Source organism: Pseudomonas meliae (assembly GCF_001400515.1).
Lineage (GTDB): Bacteria > Pseudomonadota > Gammaproteobacteria > Pseudomonadales > Pseudomonadaceae > Aquipseudomonas > Aquipseudomonas amygdali.
On sequence record NZ_LJQT01000095.1, the window covers coordinates 1 to 13770 of the forward strand.

Below are 13770 nucleotides of genomic sequence, written 5' to 3' on the forward strand. Positions count from 1 at the left end.
TTTTGGTTGGCGTTGACATCCAACGGCGACATGGACGCCAGAATAAGGTCGCGAGTGATCGTCATCGAGTTGGAATATGCGCAGCCATGAATACGGCGCTTCTCGATGGTCAGGTATCCATGCTCACGCAATTTCTTGATGAACGCCTTTGCAACAGTAAGGCTGCAAGCACACGCGCTGGCGATGTGGTTCTGATTGTCGAACCACAGCTTGCCTTCGCCGGTGAAGTAGTCGTGCCGATCTTTCATGAGCACCCACAGAATCTTGTCCTGTGCAGAAAGTGCGACGGGCTGGCGAGTAGTCAGACTGAGAAGCTGGCGGGCTTGGAGAAGGGTGTGCGGGCGTCGAGAATGTATGCACATCCCCAGCCATCGGGGGAGGGGAAGCGCTGACCGGCGAGAACTTGCAGCACTGTGAGTAGTACAAACAAAAAAACCCATGAATTCTAAGCAACTGAATTCACAGGGTTTTCTTAATATGGCGGTGAAGGAGGGATTCGAACCCTCGATACAATTTCTTGTATACACACTTTCCAGGCGTGCTCCTTAAGCCACTCGGACACCTCACCGTATCTCGACGACAACGTTGTGTCTGTCGAGGCGCGCTAATGTAGTCGAAACCTTTTCCTAACGCAAAACTTTTTTTCAGATTTTTCATGCGGTTAAGCAAATAAACGCTTATGCGCCACTGAAAAGCCCGAGAAGGCGGTGCGGCGCTGAGGCGCACCGCCGCTCGTCTCGTGAAGTTCAGGCGCTGAAGCCGCCGTCGATGGTCAGGCTGGCACCGGTTATGTAGCCGGCTTCCGGGCCTGCCAGGTAGGCGACGAAGCTGGCGATTTCTTCGCTTGTGCCGTAGCGAGGCAAGGCCATCAGTGCTTTCAGGGTTTCGGCGAATTCGCCCTGTGCCGGGTTCATGTCGGTATCCACCGGGCCGGGCTGGACGTTGTTGACGGTGATGCCCTGCGGGCCAAGGTCGCGGGCCATGCCTTTGGTGAGGCCAATCAGCGCCGATTTGCTCATGGCGTAGGTTGCTCCGCCTGCAAATGGCATGCGATCAGCGTTGGTGCTGCCAATGTTGATGATGCGGCCACCTTCTTCCATGTGCCGGGCGGCTTCCTGGCTGGCGATGAACACGCTACGCACGTTGATCGCCAGGGTTTTGTCGAAGTCCTGCATGCTGAATTCATTGAGTGGTGCGATCGCCAGAATGCCGGCGTTGTTGACCAGGATATCCAGCCTGCCAAGGGTCTCGGCAGTGGTCTGTACGGCCTGGCGGATGGCTTTTTCGTCGGCGCTGTCGGCGCGAATGGCCAGGGCCCGGTCGCCGTTGGCGACGATGCTGTCCTGAATCTCCAGAGCGTTGACCTCGGAGCTGACGTAGGTAAATGCCACGGCGGCGCCTTCTTTAGCCAGCCGCTGGACGATGGCTGCACCGATGCCTCGGGAGCCGCCCTGCACGAGCGCTACTTTGCCAGCGAGTTTAAGGTGTTCGATCATGATGTTCTCCTTGGAGGGCGGGCCTCGGACAAGCCTGAGCCTGTCGACGATTGAGACCAGAATAGACCCTGATTGCGATAGTCTTGCTGAACCAAAAGTTCGGACTGATTCATCATGGATATTCAAGGCAACAGCGCGCTGATCCTGATCGACATGCAGCAGGGGATCAATCATCCCAGGCTGGGGCGGCGTAACAATCCGCAAGCCGAGGCGAATATAGGCGCGCTGCTGGGTGCCTGGCGACAATCCAGGCGTCCGGTGATTCACGTTCGGCATTTCTCGACGTCGCCGCAATCAGTGTTCTGGCCGGAGCAGTCGGGGGTCGAGTACCAGTCAGCGTTCTTGCCGCACGCTGATGAGCGGGAGTTGAGCAAGCAGGTGCCTGACGCGTTTTGCGGGTCGTTTCTGGAGATGTGGTTACGCTCGGACGGGATCGGGCAGGTGGTGATTGTCGGCGTGATCACCAACAATTCCGTCGAGTCCACCGCGCGCAGTGGCGGCAATCTTGGCTTTAACGTGATGGTCGCGCATGACGCCTGCTTTACCTTTGATCAAGCAGACTTCTTCGGCACGCCGCGCAGTGCCGAAGACGTGCACGCGATGTCGCTGGCCAACCTGCACGGTGAATACGCTACGGTCTTGTCCACGGCGCAGATCCTTCAGCATATTGCTGTCGAATAGCGCCGGACGGGTTTACTTGCGGGTTTTCTTCGGGGCTGCGGGAAGCGGGGCAAACAGGGCCTGAAGGTCTTCGTCGCGCAGTTTCCAGTCGCCGGTTGTGCGGCCATCAAGCACACCGGCTGCCAGCGCTGACTTTTCCCGTTGCAGGCGCTGGATTTTCTCTTCCACGGTGCCGCGCGCGATCATCTTGTAGACGAACACCGGCTTGTCCTGACCGATACGATAAGCACGGTCGGTCGCTTGATTCTCCGCTGCCGGGTTCCACCACGGGTCATAGTGGATCACGGTATAGGCGGCAGTCAGGTTGAGGCCGGTGCCGCCAGCTTTCAGGCTGATCAGGAAGATCGGCAGCTTGCCGCTCTGGAAGTCATGAATCGGCGTGCGTCGATCCCGGGTCGAGCCGGTCAGCAGCGCGTAGGCGATGCCGCGTTGCTTGAGCTCTTCCTCGATCAGGCTGAGCATCGAAGTGAACTGCGAGAACAACAGAATCTTGCGACCTTCGGCCAGCAGTTCTTCGAACATCTCCATCAGGCTGTTGAGCTTGCCTGAAGTGCCCTGTTTGCTGTTGACCGGCATGTCCTGATTGACCAGACGCAGGTCACAGCACACCTGGCGCAGCTTGAGCAACGCTTCGAGAATGATTATCTGGCTGCGTGCCACGCCCTTGCGGGTGATTTCGTCCCTGACCTTCTTGTCCATCGCCAGGCGCACGGTTTCGTACACGTCGCGCTGGGCATCGTTAAGGTCGACCCAGTGGATGATCTCGGTCTTGGGTGGCAGCTCGGTGGCCACTTGCTCCTTGGTGCGACGCAGCAGAAACGGCTTGATACGCGCATTGAGGTGGTGGAGGCGGTCCTGGTTGCCATGCTTTTCGATGGCGGTGCGGTAATTGCTGTTGAATTCCTTGCTGTTGCCCAGCCAGCCGGGCATCAGGAAGTGGAACAGTGACCACAGCTCGCCCAGGTGGTTTTCCAGTGGCGTACCGCTCAGGCACAGGCGCTGACGTGCGTTGAGGTTGCGTGCGGCCTGGGCGGCCTTGCTGTTGGGGTTCTTGATGTACTGCGCTTCATCGAGAATCAGCACGTGGAAGGGCTGTTTTTCGAGCAGTTCCAGGTCCCGTGGCAGCAATGCGTAAGTGGTCAGGATCAGGTCGTAATCCTGCAGGTTGCCAGCGTCCTGATGACGATTGGCGCCATACAGGGCCAGTACCTTGAGGTCCGGGGTGAAGTGCTCGGCTTCATCCAGCCAGTTGGGAATCAGACTGGTGGGCATGACGGCCAGCGCGGGTCGGTCGAGGCGTCCGGCCTGTTTTTCCATCAGCAGGTGAGCCAGGGTCTGCAGCGTTTTGCCCAGCCCCATGTCATCAGCCAGCACGCCGCCGACTTCCAGCTCGCGCAGCGACTGCATCCAGCTAAGGCCTTCAAGCTGATAAGGACGCAGCGTGGCATTCAAGCCATCGGGCAGGCTGACCGGCGCGTCCTTGATGTTGATCAGGCGTTCGGCAAAGTGGCGCAGACGGTCGCCACCCTGCCAGGTCAGCGGCAGATCTTCTAGCTGGGTCAGGCGTGCTGCATCGGCCTTGCTCATGCGCAGCGCGTTGTTGCCCTCCTGCCGCCAGTAGAAATCGCCCAGTGTTGCCAGTACCGGCTTGAGTCGGCCGTAGGGCAGGGCGATCTGCACCGGGCTGCCGCCGCTCTGGGTGAAGTGGTTGAGCTGCACCAGCAGTTGTTCTTCGTCGCCGCGCTTGGCCACTGCCGACGGGCTCATCAGTTCGGGATGGCTGCGGATCAGGTTGATCAGAATCGGCAGCAGGCTCAGGCGCTCGCCGTTGACGATGATGCCCAGTTCCAGGTCGAACCAGTCTTGTTCGTTCTCTTCGTCGATGACCGCGTACCAGTCTTCCACCGGCGTGACGTCGAAACCGAACTCGTCCTGAATGTCGATTTCCCAGCCTTGCTCGCGCAGCCGTGGCAGGTCGTCGAGGACGAAATGCAGCCAGGCCTTGTCGTTGGGCAGTTCGTACATGTCGCCGGCACTGTCGGGCAGGGCCTTGCTCGGCCGGGTGGCGACCTTGAAGCCCAGGTCGGCCAGTTCCTGACGCAACTGCCGCTCCCGTTCGCCCTGACGACGGATGCGCAGGGTTTCGGTGTCGGTGTGCTCGATGATGTCGCTTTTCTGATTCACCAGGTCGCTGCCCAGCGAACTGACCAGAATGCTGACGTTGGTGGTGCCGACCGCGTAATGCTTGCCATAGGCGAAGGCCAACGCGGCACGGTGCTGAATATGCCGTTGCATGCGCCCGTTGCGTGGCTCGTAGGCGCTGAACTCGATGCTTGCCAGAATCAGTCTTGGCCGCGGTTGCAGGTTATCGATCAGGCGTTCCGGCAGCTTCGGCTTTTGCTCGACATGCTTTTCCATTTCCTGCTGGTGTGAAGCCAGCGCGGCTTGCAGCAGCGGCCGGTTCTGCGGGTCCTGGAGAAAATGCAGCGCGGCCACACAGTGCTTACAGTCGTTGCGGACTGGGCAGGTACATTTGCAGGTCAGGTAGTTCTTGTAGCGATCCGGGTCCTTGAACAGCAGGGTCTGGGTGTAGATTTCCAGACCCGAGCCGCGGCATGCGGTACGGATGATCTGCGGGCTGGAGTCTTCCAGCACGATGCGTTTTTGCCGGGCGTAGTCAAGCCCTCGCTCAAGCGTTCGATCGTTGAATAAGTCTGTCCAGGCCGAGGCCAGGACTTTTTCGAGAATGGACGACAAGTTTTAAAAGGCCCTACGCCGCAGCGATGCTCAAAAGAAAGGGGGCGCCTTGGCGTCCCTTGCGTACGTAAAGATCAAAGAGGAGAAACTTTGATCAGCAACGCGAGGTTGCCATTGTCCAGATAGGTCAGCTCACCGTTTTTTACCCTGGCGGTCTGCTTCAATCGTTCACTGCTGATGACCACGCCATGCGGGTCCAGCTGGTTGACCCAGAATTGTGCATCAATATCGGTAAAGCGTGCCATCGCCAGACTCACGGTGCCCTCGATAGGGAAGTGCCCAAGCCGCTCGTCACCACTGGTGACGGCAACCTTGCCCGGCTCGGTGCCGATGCTCTGCTGCCAGGCGCGCTGCATCAGCACCTGGTAATTGCCACTGCCCTGCAGTTTGCTGGCCAGATCATTGAGGGCGGGGCTTCGTTCATCGGTCGCGGCGATCTTCTGCGCGTCCTTGTCCCAGTTTTCCGGGACAAGCTGACGGGTCGAGGCGGGTTCGCCGTTCTGGCGAAACAGCAGAATCTCGACCTGATACAAGCCGTCGGCGAACGCGGTCGGCGCGATCAGCGTCAGCAGCAGGATCAATGAACGAAACAGACGCATGCGTGAATCCTTCAAGCAGTTTTCGGGGTCAGGCGCTCAAGCAGCGCTTCGATGGTATTGAAACGCTCTTCCGGGCGCTCCATGGGCACCAGGAATTTGAACAGCGTGGCACCTTCGAACTTGTAACGGTTGGGCTGGCTCTGGATCAGCTTGATCAGGGTCAGCGGATCAACTGGAGTCTCGGTCGCGAATTCGATGCGTCCACCTTGCGGGCCGCCGTCGATTTTCTTGATACCCAGCTGTTCAGCGTGCAGTTTGAGCAGCGTGATGCGCACCAGGTTCTTGGTCGGCTCCGGCAACAGGCCGAAGCGGTCGATCATTTCTACCTGCAAGTCTTTCAACGCCTCTTCGTCTGCTGCGTTGGCGATGCGCTTGTAGAGAATCAGGCGGGTGTGCACATCCGGCAGGTAGGCTTCCGGAATGAGTGCCGGTACGCGCAGGTTGATTTCCGGTCCGCCGCCCAGCGGCTGATCGAGATTGGGCTGTTCGCCCTTGCGAATCGACTTGACCGCGCGCTCGAGCATTTCCATGTACAGAGTAAAACCCACGGCCTGGATCTGACCGCTCTGGCCGTCCCCGAGCAGTTCGCCTGCGCCACGGATCTCCAGGTCATTGGTCGCGAGCACGAAGCCCGCGCCCAGGTCCTGGGTGTTGGCAATCGCTTCCAGACGCTTTTCGGCGTCGGGGGTGATTTGCTTGCGCGGCGGGGTCAGCAGATAGGCATAGGCCTGGTGGTGACTACGCCCGACGCGGCCGCGCAGCTGGTGTAACTGGGCCAGGCCGAACTTGTCGGCGCGCTCGATGATGATGGTGTTGGCGCTTGGTACGTCGATGCCGGTCTCGATGATGGTCGAGGCGATCAGCACATTGAAGCGCTTGTGGTAGAAATCGCTCATCACCTGTTCGAGTTCGCGCTCGCGCATCTGGCCGTGGCCGATGCCGATACGGGCTTCCGGCACCAGTTCGGCCAGGTCCGCCGCGCATTTCTCGATGGTCTTGACGTCGTTGTGCAGGTAGTAGACCTGGCCGCCGCGCAGCAACTCGCGCAGCAGGGCTTCCTTGATGGTCGGCTTGTTCTGCTCCATGACGAAGGTGCGTACCGACAGCCTGCGCGCCGGTGGCGTGGCGATGATCGACAGATCACGCATGCCCGACACGGCCATGTTCAGGGTTCGCGGAATCGGCGTTGCGGTGAGGGTCAGAATGTCGACCTCGCTGCGCAGTGCCTTGAGCTGTTCTTTCTGGCGGACACCGAAGCGGTGCTCTTCGTCGATGATCACCAGACCGAGATTCTTGATCTTGACGTCATCCTGCAACAGCTTGTGCGTACCGATGACGATGTCGATCTTGCCCTCGGCCAGATCGGCAACGGCGGCGCTGACTTCCTTGGCCGACTTGAAGCTGCTCATCACTTCGACCGTAACCGGCCAGTCTGCGAAACGGTCGCGGAAGCTGTTGTAGTGCTGCTGGGCGAGCAGGGTGGTCGGCACCAGAATGGCCACCTGACGCCCGCCGTGCACGGCAATGAAGGCGGCGCGCATGGCCACTTCGGTCTTGCCGAAGCCCACGTCGCCACACACCAGGCGATCCATCGGTTTGGGGGCCAGCATGTCGGCGCGCACGGCCTCGATGGTGGTCTGCTGATCCGGCGTTTCTTCGAACGGGAAGCCCGCGCTGAAGGTGGCGTAGTCGGCTTTCGGGTCGGCGAAGGCATAACCCTCGCGAGCTGCCCGGCGTGCGTAGATATCCAGCAGCTCGGCCGCCACGTCGCGAACCTGTTCGGTCGCCTTGCGCTTGGCTTTCTGCCAGGTTTCCGAGCCCAGGCGGTGCAGTGGCGCGCTCTCGTCGTCGCTGCCGGTGTAGCGGGCAATCAGGTGCAGGTTGGCGACCGGGACGTACAGCTTGGCATCTTCGGCGTAGGCCAGCATCAGGAATTCGGCGACCTGGTTTTCGACTTCCAGGGTCGCGAGCCCGAGATAACGACCTACGCCATGATCGATGTGCACCACCGGCGCGCCTTCGCGCAGCTCGGTGAGGTTCTTGATGACTGCATCGTTATTGCCGCCGTCGGTGCGTTTTTCGCGGCGACGGCGTTGCATGACGCGCTGGCCGAACAGCGGGCTTTCAGCGACCAGCGCCAGTGCCGGTTGCTCCAGCAGCAGGCCGTCGTCCAGCGGGGCGATGGTGATTGCCAGCCTGTCCTTGCCATCGACGAAGTCCTGCCAGCTGTCGACCGTTTTCGGCCGCAGCTTCAGGCGTTCAAGCAGTTCCAGCAGCACTTCACGGCGACCGGCGGACTCGGCGGTAAACAGCACGCGACCGGGGAAGTCATCAAGAAATGTCGACAATGCCGCCAATGGCTGACTGGCCTTGGCTTCAATGGACAGATCCGGCAGGGTCTGGGCCGGGAAGCGTTCGCGTCCGGCTCCGGCATCGACATCCTGCTGGCTGGCCACCACGCGCGGCCAGTTTTTCAAGCGTGCAAAGCAGTCTTCCACCGGCAGGAACAGCTCGGCCGGTGGCAGCAGTGGCCGTGCAGGGTCGACGCGGCGTTCTTCATAGCGGTTGCGCACGTCGTTCCAGAAATTCTCTGCGGCCTGCTCGATACCCGGCAGGGAAAACACCTGAGTGTCCTGCGGCAGATAATCGAACAGCGTCGAGGTTTCTTCGAAGAACAATGGAATGTAGTACTCGATACCGGCAGGCGTGATGCCGCTGCTCAAGTCCTGGAAAATCGGGCTGCGCCGGAAGTCCACATCGAAACGCTCGCGAAAGCGTGCCTTGAAGCGCGTGACTTCTTCTTTTTGTAGCGGGAACTCACGAGCAGGCAACAAGCGCACCGACTCGACCTTGTCGATGGAACGCTGCGTGTCCGGATCGAAGGTGCGCAGGGTTTCGATTTCATCGTCGAACAGGTCGATACGGAACGGCAGCTTGCTGCCCATCGGGAACAGGTCGATCAATGCGCCGCGCACGGTGAACTCGCCGTGCTCGTAAACCGTATCCACGTAGCGATAGCCGCTGGCTTCCAGGCGCGTGCGCATGGCTTCCACATCAAGCTTCTGGCCGACATCCAGCACCAGGCTGCTGCCGAGCAGGAATTTGGTCGGCGCGAGTCTGTGTAGGGCGGTCGTGATCGGTACTACCAAAACGCCATGCTCCAGCTCCGGCAGGCGATAAAGGCTGGCGATGCGCTGGGAAATGATGTCCTGGTGCGGCGAAAACAGGTCGTAGGGCAGGGTTTCCCAGTCCGGGAAGTGCAGAACCGGCAGCGTGGGCGCGAAAAACTTCAGCTCCTGCTCCAGCCGCTCGGCGCTCTGGCTGTCGGCGGTCAGTAGCAGGGTAAAGCGCTTGGCTGCGCTGGCGGCCCCGGCAATGGCCAGGCTCAGTGCGGCACCGGGAAGATTGCCCCAGTGTTGTTTGCCTGCAGCGGCAGAAAGATGCGGTAGACGCAGAACTGGCACGGGAAGGTCGGGCTCCAGGCGTTGCAACAGGGGCGGCGATTGTAACGGGGGAAGGTGGTGGCTGTCAGTTTTCCAGAGTGTTACCGCGTATTTACGGGCGAAAATTATGTAGTGCCCATCGATATGACAGTCGCGCATTGCTCATAAACAAAGGCGCGGTCATAATGTAGCCCCTTTTTTCAGCCCCTACATGTGGAAGGTTCCCGTGACTCAGAAGCCCGACCAGTGTCTTGGTGAATGGATCGATCGTGAAGCTCTCGCCGAAGCGATGATCCCGCTCATCGGTCAGCTCTACCGCAATAATAATGTGGCGAGTTCGATCTATGGCCGCAGCCTGATCAACCGTTCAGTCATCGCGATTCTCAAAGCTCACCGCTTTGCGCGTCATCGTCAGTCCGATGCGGTTGAGTTGTCCGTACACGAGACGTTCCCGCTTGTAAAAGCGATGAGCGAGCTCAAACTGGGTGCCGCTTCGGTGGACCTGGGCAAGCTGGCCGTGAAGTTCAAGACTGAAGGCAACGGCCGCACGCCCGAGCAGTTCGTACGTGAAGAACTGGCCAGTGTAGTGGGTCAGCAGGGCACCAGCCCGCGCAAGGGCACCGATGTCGTGCTTTACGGTTTCGGTCGTATCGGTCGCCTGCTGGCGCGGATCCTGATCGAGAAGACCGGTGGTGGCGACGGTTTGCGCCTGCGTGCCATCGTGGTCCGCAAAGGCGCGGAAAACGATCTGGTCAAGCGTGCCAGCCTGCTGCGTCGTGACTCAGTACATGGTCCGTTCGATGGCACCATCACCATTGATGAAGCCAACAGCACCATCACTGCCAACGGTAACCTGATTCAGGTCATCTACGCCAAGAACCCGTCCGAGGTGGATTACACCCAATACGGTATCAAGGACGCTCTGCTGGTGGACAACACCGGTGTATGGCGTGATGCCGACGGTCTGGGTCAGCATCTGGCCTGCCCTGGCGTCGACCGCGTTGTATTGACCGCGCCGGGCAAAGGCAAGCTGAAGAACATCGTGCATGGTATCAACCACGGTGAAATCACGGCGGATGACAAAATCGTGTCTGCGGCATCCTGCACCACCAACGCCATCGTGCCGGTGCTCAAGGCTGTCAACGACAAGTTCGGCATCACCAATGGTCACGTTGAAACGGTTCACTCGTACACCAACGACCAGAACCTGATCGACAACTTCCACAAGGGTGACCGTCGTGGTCGCAGCGCTGCGTTGAACATGGTGATCACCGAAACCGGTGCCGCCACCGCTGCTGCCAAGGCACTGCCTGAACTGGCCGGCAAGCTGACCGGTAACGCGATCCGCGTTCCAACGCCGAACGTGTCCATGGCCATTCTCAACCTCAACCTCGAGAAGCCGACCACCCGCGAAGAAATGAACGAGTACCTGCGCTACATGGCGCTGCACTCGGACCTGCACAAGCAGATCGACTTTGTGAACTCGCAGGAAGTGGTGTCCACTGACTTCGTCGGCTCGCGTCACGCCGGTGTTGTGGATGCCGAAGCCACCATCGTCAACGATAACCGCGTTGTGCTGTACGTCTGGTACGACAACGAGTTTGGCTACAGCCACCAGGTGGTACGCGTGATGGAAGACATGGCAGACGTCAATCCGCCAGCTTTCCCGCAGTAAATGTTGAACGCTTGAACTGCCCGGTCTGACCGGGCAGCAAATAAACGGGCCGAACCCTGCGCATGCAGGCTTCGGCCCGTTTTGTTTTGTTGCGTGTCATGAGAACCTGTCAGGCACAGCCCTTGTGGATGACGGAGTAGCCAAGGATGAGCAGTTCGGCCATGGACGGATCGCAACACCCCCTCAAAAGCAGCTTCTTCCTGCTGTTTCTGACTTTGGTCTGGGGCATTTCGTTTCCTACCTGTTTCGTACCGTCAATGCGGTGATCTATGTCGATCTGCAGGCCGACCTGAGTTTGCCCGCGAGCAGCCTGGGGTTGTTGACTGGCGTGTATTTTCTGACCTTCGCTGCCGCACAGATTCCCCTCGGCGTCATGCTTGATCGTTACGGCCCGCGCAGCGTGCAGGCGCCGATGCTGTTGTTTGCAGTCGCCGGTTCGGTCATCTTCAGTATTTCCAGCACCGAGACAGGGTTGTTGATCGGGCGGGGTCTGATTGGTATGGGCGTGGCGGGTTCGCTGATGAGTGCGATCAAGGCATGTGCCATCTGGTTGCCGGTCGAGCGTTTGCCACTGAGTACTGCCTGCCTGCTGTCGATTGGCGGGCTGGGCGCGATGGCGTCGACCACGCCTTTGCATGCGTTGCTGAGCTGGCTGACCTGGCGAGAAGCGTTTCTGATGCTGGCGCTGCTGACCTTTTGTGTGGCCGTGGTCATACACCTCAGTGTTCCCAAAGCCTACGAGACCAGAAACACCCGCTACAGCGATATGTTTGCCGCAGTCGGCAAACTTTACTCTTCCTGGACGTTCTGGCGTCTGGCGTTGTATTCAGTGTTTTCGCACGCCATCTACATGTCGGTACTGTCGCTGTGGATGGGACCGTGGTTGCGTGACATGGCCGGGCTGAGCGATTCAGGCATGGCCAATGTACTGCTGTTCGGCGCTATCGCGATGGTGGCAGGGTCTCTGACGTTCGGCACGATCACTGATTATCTGCGCAGGTTCGGTGTACAGCCGATCATGGTCTGTGGTGCAGGGATGGTGATCTTCATCGGCTTCCAGATGCTGATGGCCAGTGGTCTGCCGGTGTCACCCTATATTGTTGCGATGGGCTTCAGCTTCTTCGGCACGTCGACCACCATGAACTACGCCATTGTGGCGCAATCGGTGGCACCGGAGCTTGCGGGCAGGGTCAGCTCTTCCTTCAATCTGGTGGTGTTTGTGCTCGCGATCTTCCTCCAGTGGCTGATGGGAGTGGTGCTCAACCTGTGGCCGGTTGCGCAGGGTGCCGGTCATCCGCTTGAGGCCTATCAGTGGTCGCTGGGTTTAATGATTGCGTTGCAATTGCCCGGGGTGTTGCTCTGGCTTGGCTTTCGACCCTGGAGGCGCGCTGTCTGAAAAAGCAAAACCCCACCNGGCCGAGATCAACTCGTGCCGGGGTTTTTGCTTTTAGCCGTTACAGCTATCTGATCGATCAAGCGATGAATCAGGCGGTTGCAGGTGCTCCGGGCGCTTCCAGCTTCTGCCCGCCTTTGCGGAACAGCACCAGCGTAGCAACCAGACCCAGCACAGCGGCACCCGTCAGCCAGATACCGGGCGCTGCCTTGTTACCCAATTCGTGAATCAGGTAAGTACAGGCCGCCGGGGTGAAGCCACCAAAGGTTGCGGTCGCCAGGCTGTAGGCCAGCGAGAAACCGGTGGTGCGGACTTCGACCGGCATGATCTCGGTCAGCGCCACGACCATTGCGCCGTTGTAGGAGCCGTACAGGAACGAGAACCACAGCTCGACCATCAGCAAGTGGCTGAAGCTTGGGTGCTCTACCAGCCACGACAGCGCAGGGTAGGCGGTGGCGATGGCCAGCACGGTCGCTGCAATCAACAGCGGCTTGCGACCGATACGATCCGAGAACGAGCCCATGATCGGCAGCCAGATGAAGTTGGACACGCCGACGCAGACGGTCACCAGCAAGCTTTCCAGGTCAGTCAGGTTCAGTTCGTTCTTGCCGAAGGTCGGGGTATAGGCGGTAATCAGGTAGAACGACACCGTGGTCATCACTACCAGCGCCATGCCGCCCAGCACCAGGCCAAAGTTCTGGCTGATGGAGCGCACCACTTCACGCAGCGTCGGGCGGTGCGTGCGGGCTTCGAACTCCGGTGACTCTTCCAGCGAACGGCGGATGATGAATATCGCCGGCACAATCAGGCAGCCGATCAGGAACGGCACGCGCCAGCCCCATTCGCCCATTTGCTCCGGGCTCAGCCAGTGGTTCAGACCAACGCCCAGCAAACCGGCGAATACCACGGCAGCCTGTTGGCTGGCGGACTGCCAACTGACGAAGAAGCCTTTGCGACCCGGTGTCGAGATTTCAGCGAGGTACACCGAAACACCACCCAGCTCGACGCCAGCCGAGAAGCCTTGCAGCAGGCGACCGAGCAGCACCAGCAGCGGTGCAACAACGCCCAGAGTGGCGTAGCCCGGCACACAGGCAATCAGCAAAGTGCCCATTGCCATCATCGCGAGGGTGATAATCAGGCCCTTGCGACGTCCGTGACGGTCGATATAGGCACCGAGAAAGATCGCGCCCAAGGGGCGCATCAGGAAGCCTGCGCCGAAGGTCGCCAGCGACAGCATCAACGAAGCGAATGCGCTGTCGGAGGGGAAAAATGTCTTGGCAATGGCCGTGGCGTAAAAGCCGTAGACCATGAAATCGAACATCTCGAGGAAGTTACCGCTGACAACGCGAAAGATCGCTTTGCCCTTACTTGTTGTGGAGGCCATTTAGTTACTCGCTCAGGCTCGTCGGCTTGGAGTCCGTTGTCGTTGTTATCCCGTTTACATCGCCATTACGTGTGTGCGACTGGCGATGCACATTTGTAACAGTATGTGTAACAGGGCTCAAAGACAACCGTTTCGGCGATTTGCTATTACTTAACAGACGCTTGACAGGCATGGCCGGTCGATGCGTGCACGGCTTATCAACCAGATGAAACTGGATGAACAGGCATGCCGTATGGGAACCATAAGCCCGACACTGACCACTCAATGCTTTGGTCGGCCTCATATGGGTGAAGCCCGGCCCTGGTCCGAGCGGGCCGCTACGGAAGGTTGCTGTCTTGCCTG

Annotated in this window: 7 protein-coding genes, 1 tRNA gene and 2 pseudogenes; 3 read left to right on the forward strand and 7 right to left on the reverse strand. The window is 59.5% G+C overall.

Annotated features, from left to right (window positions below; genetic code table 11):
• From ALO64_RS04180 to ALO64_RS04190, 3 genes and pseudogenes are all read right to left on the reverse strand, one after another.
• Window positions 1-248: pseudogene (locus ALO64_RS04180) on the reverse strand (hypothetical protein); the annotation flags it as partial.
• 230 nt (window positions 249-478) lie between these two features.
• Window positions 479-568 (reverse strand) — tRNA-Ser (locus ALO64_RS04185).
• A 178-nt stretch (window positions 569-746) separates the two neighbouring features.
• Window positions 747-1496 (reverse strand): 3-oxoacyl-ACP reductase family protein, encoded by a 750-nt coding sequence (locus ALO64_RS04190; protein WP_044344329.1) that lies wholly within the window; start codon window positions 1494-1496, stop codon window positions 747-749.
• A 114-nt stretch (window positions 1497-1610) separates the two neighbouring features.
• On the opposite strand from ALO64_RS04190, the gene ALO64_RS04195 reads away from it, so the two are divergent.
• Window positions 1611-2177, forward strand: a complete 567-nt coding sequence (locus ALO64_RS04195) for a cysteine hydrolase family protein (RefSeq protein WP_044344328.1) — start codon at window positions 1611-1613, stop codon at window positions 2175-2177.
• 12 nt (window positions 2178-2189) lie between these two features.
• On the opposite strand, the gene ALO64_RS04200 is transcribed toward ALO64_RS04195, so the two are convergent.
• The 3 genes from ALO64_RS04200 to mfd all read right to left on the reverse strand — a co-directional run bounded on the left by ALO64_RS04200 (window position 2190) and on the right by mfd (window position 8997).
• Entirely contained in the window at window positions 2190-4934 is a 2745-nt protein-coding gene (locus ALO64_RS04200; RefSeq protein ID WP_054991667.1) for a DEAD/DEAH box helicase, read from the reverse strand.
• Between the two features lie 74 nt (window positions 4935-5008).
• Complete coding sequence (locus tag ALO64_RS04205) at window positions 5009-5533, reverse strand: CsiV family protein (protein WP_005734447.1); 525 nt, start codon at window positions 5531-5533, stop codon at window positions 5009-5011.
• Window positions 5534-5544: 11 nt separating this feature from the next.
• On the reverse strand, window positions 5545-8997 hold the full coding sequence (mfd, locus tag ALO64_RS04210) for a transcription-repair coupling factor (protein ID WP_044344326.1): 3453 nt from the start codon (window positions 8995-8997) through the stop codon (window positions 5545-5547).
• A 190-nt stretch (window positions 8998-9187) separates the two neighbouring features.
• On the opposite strand from mfd, the gene ALO64_RS04215 reads away from it, so the two are divergent.
• Both ALO64_RS04215 and ALO64_RS04220 read left to right on the forward strand, forming a co-directional pair.
• Window positions 9188-10651 carry a glyceraldehyde-3-phosphate dehydrogenase gene (locus tag ALO64_RS04215; RefSeq protein WP_044344325.1) on the forward strand — a complete coding sequence of 488 codons (1464 nt, stop codon included), beginning with the start codon at window positions 9188-9190 and terminating at the stop codon, window positions 10649-10651.
• 146 nt (window positions 10652-10797) lie between these two features.
• Window positions 10798-12047: pseudogene (locus tag ALO64_RS04220) on the forward strand (MFS transporter).
• An 88-nt stretch (window positions 12048-12135) separates the two neighbouring features.
• Here the strand turns inward: ALO64_RS04220 and tcuC are convergent.
• Window positions 12136-13428 carry an MFS transporter gene (gene tcuC, locus ALO64_RS04225; RefSeq protein WP_002552884.1) on the reverse strand — a complete coding sequence of 431 codons (1293 nt, stop codon included), beginning with the start codon at window positions 13426-13428 and terminating at the stop codon, window positions 12136-12138.
• Window positions 13429-13770: the final 342 nt, after the last annotated feature.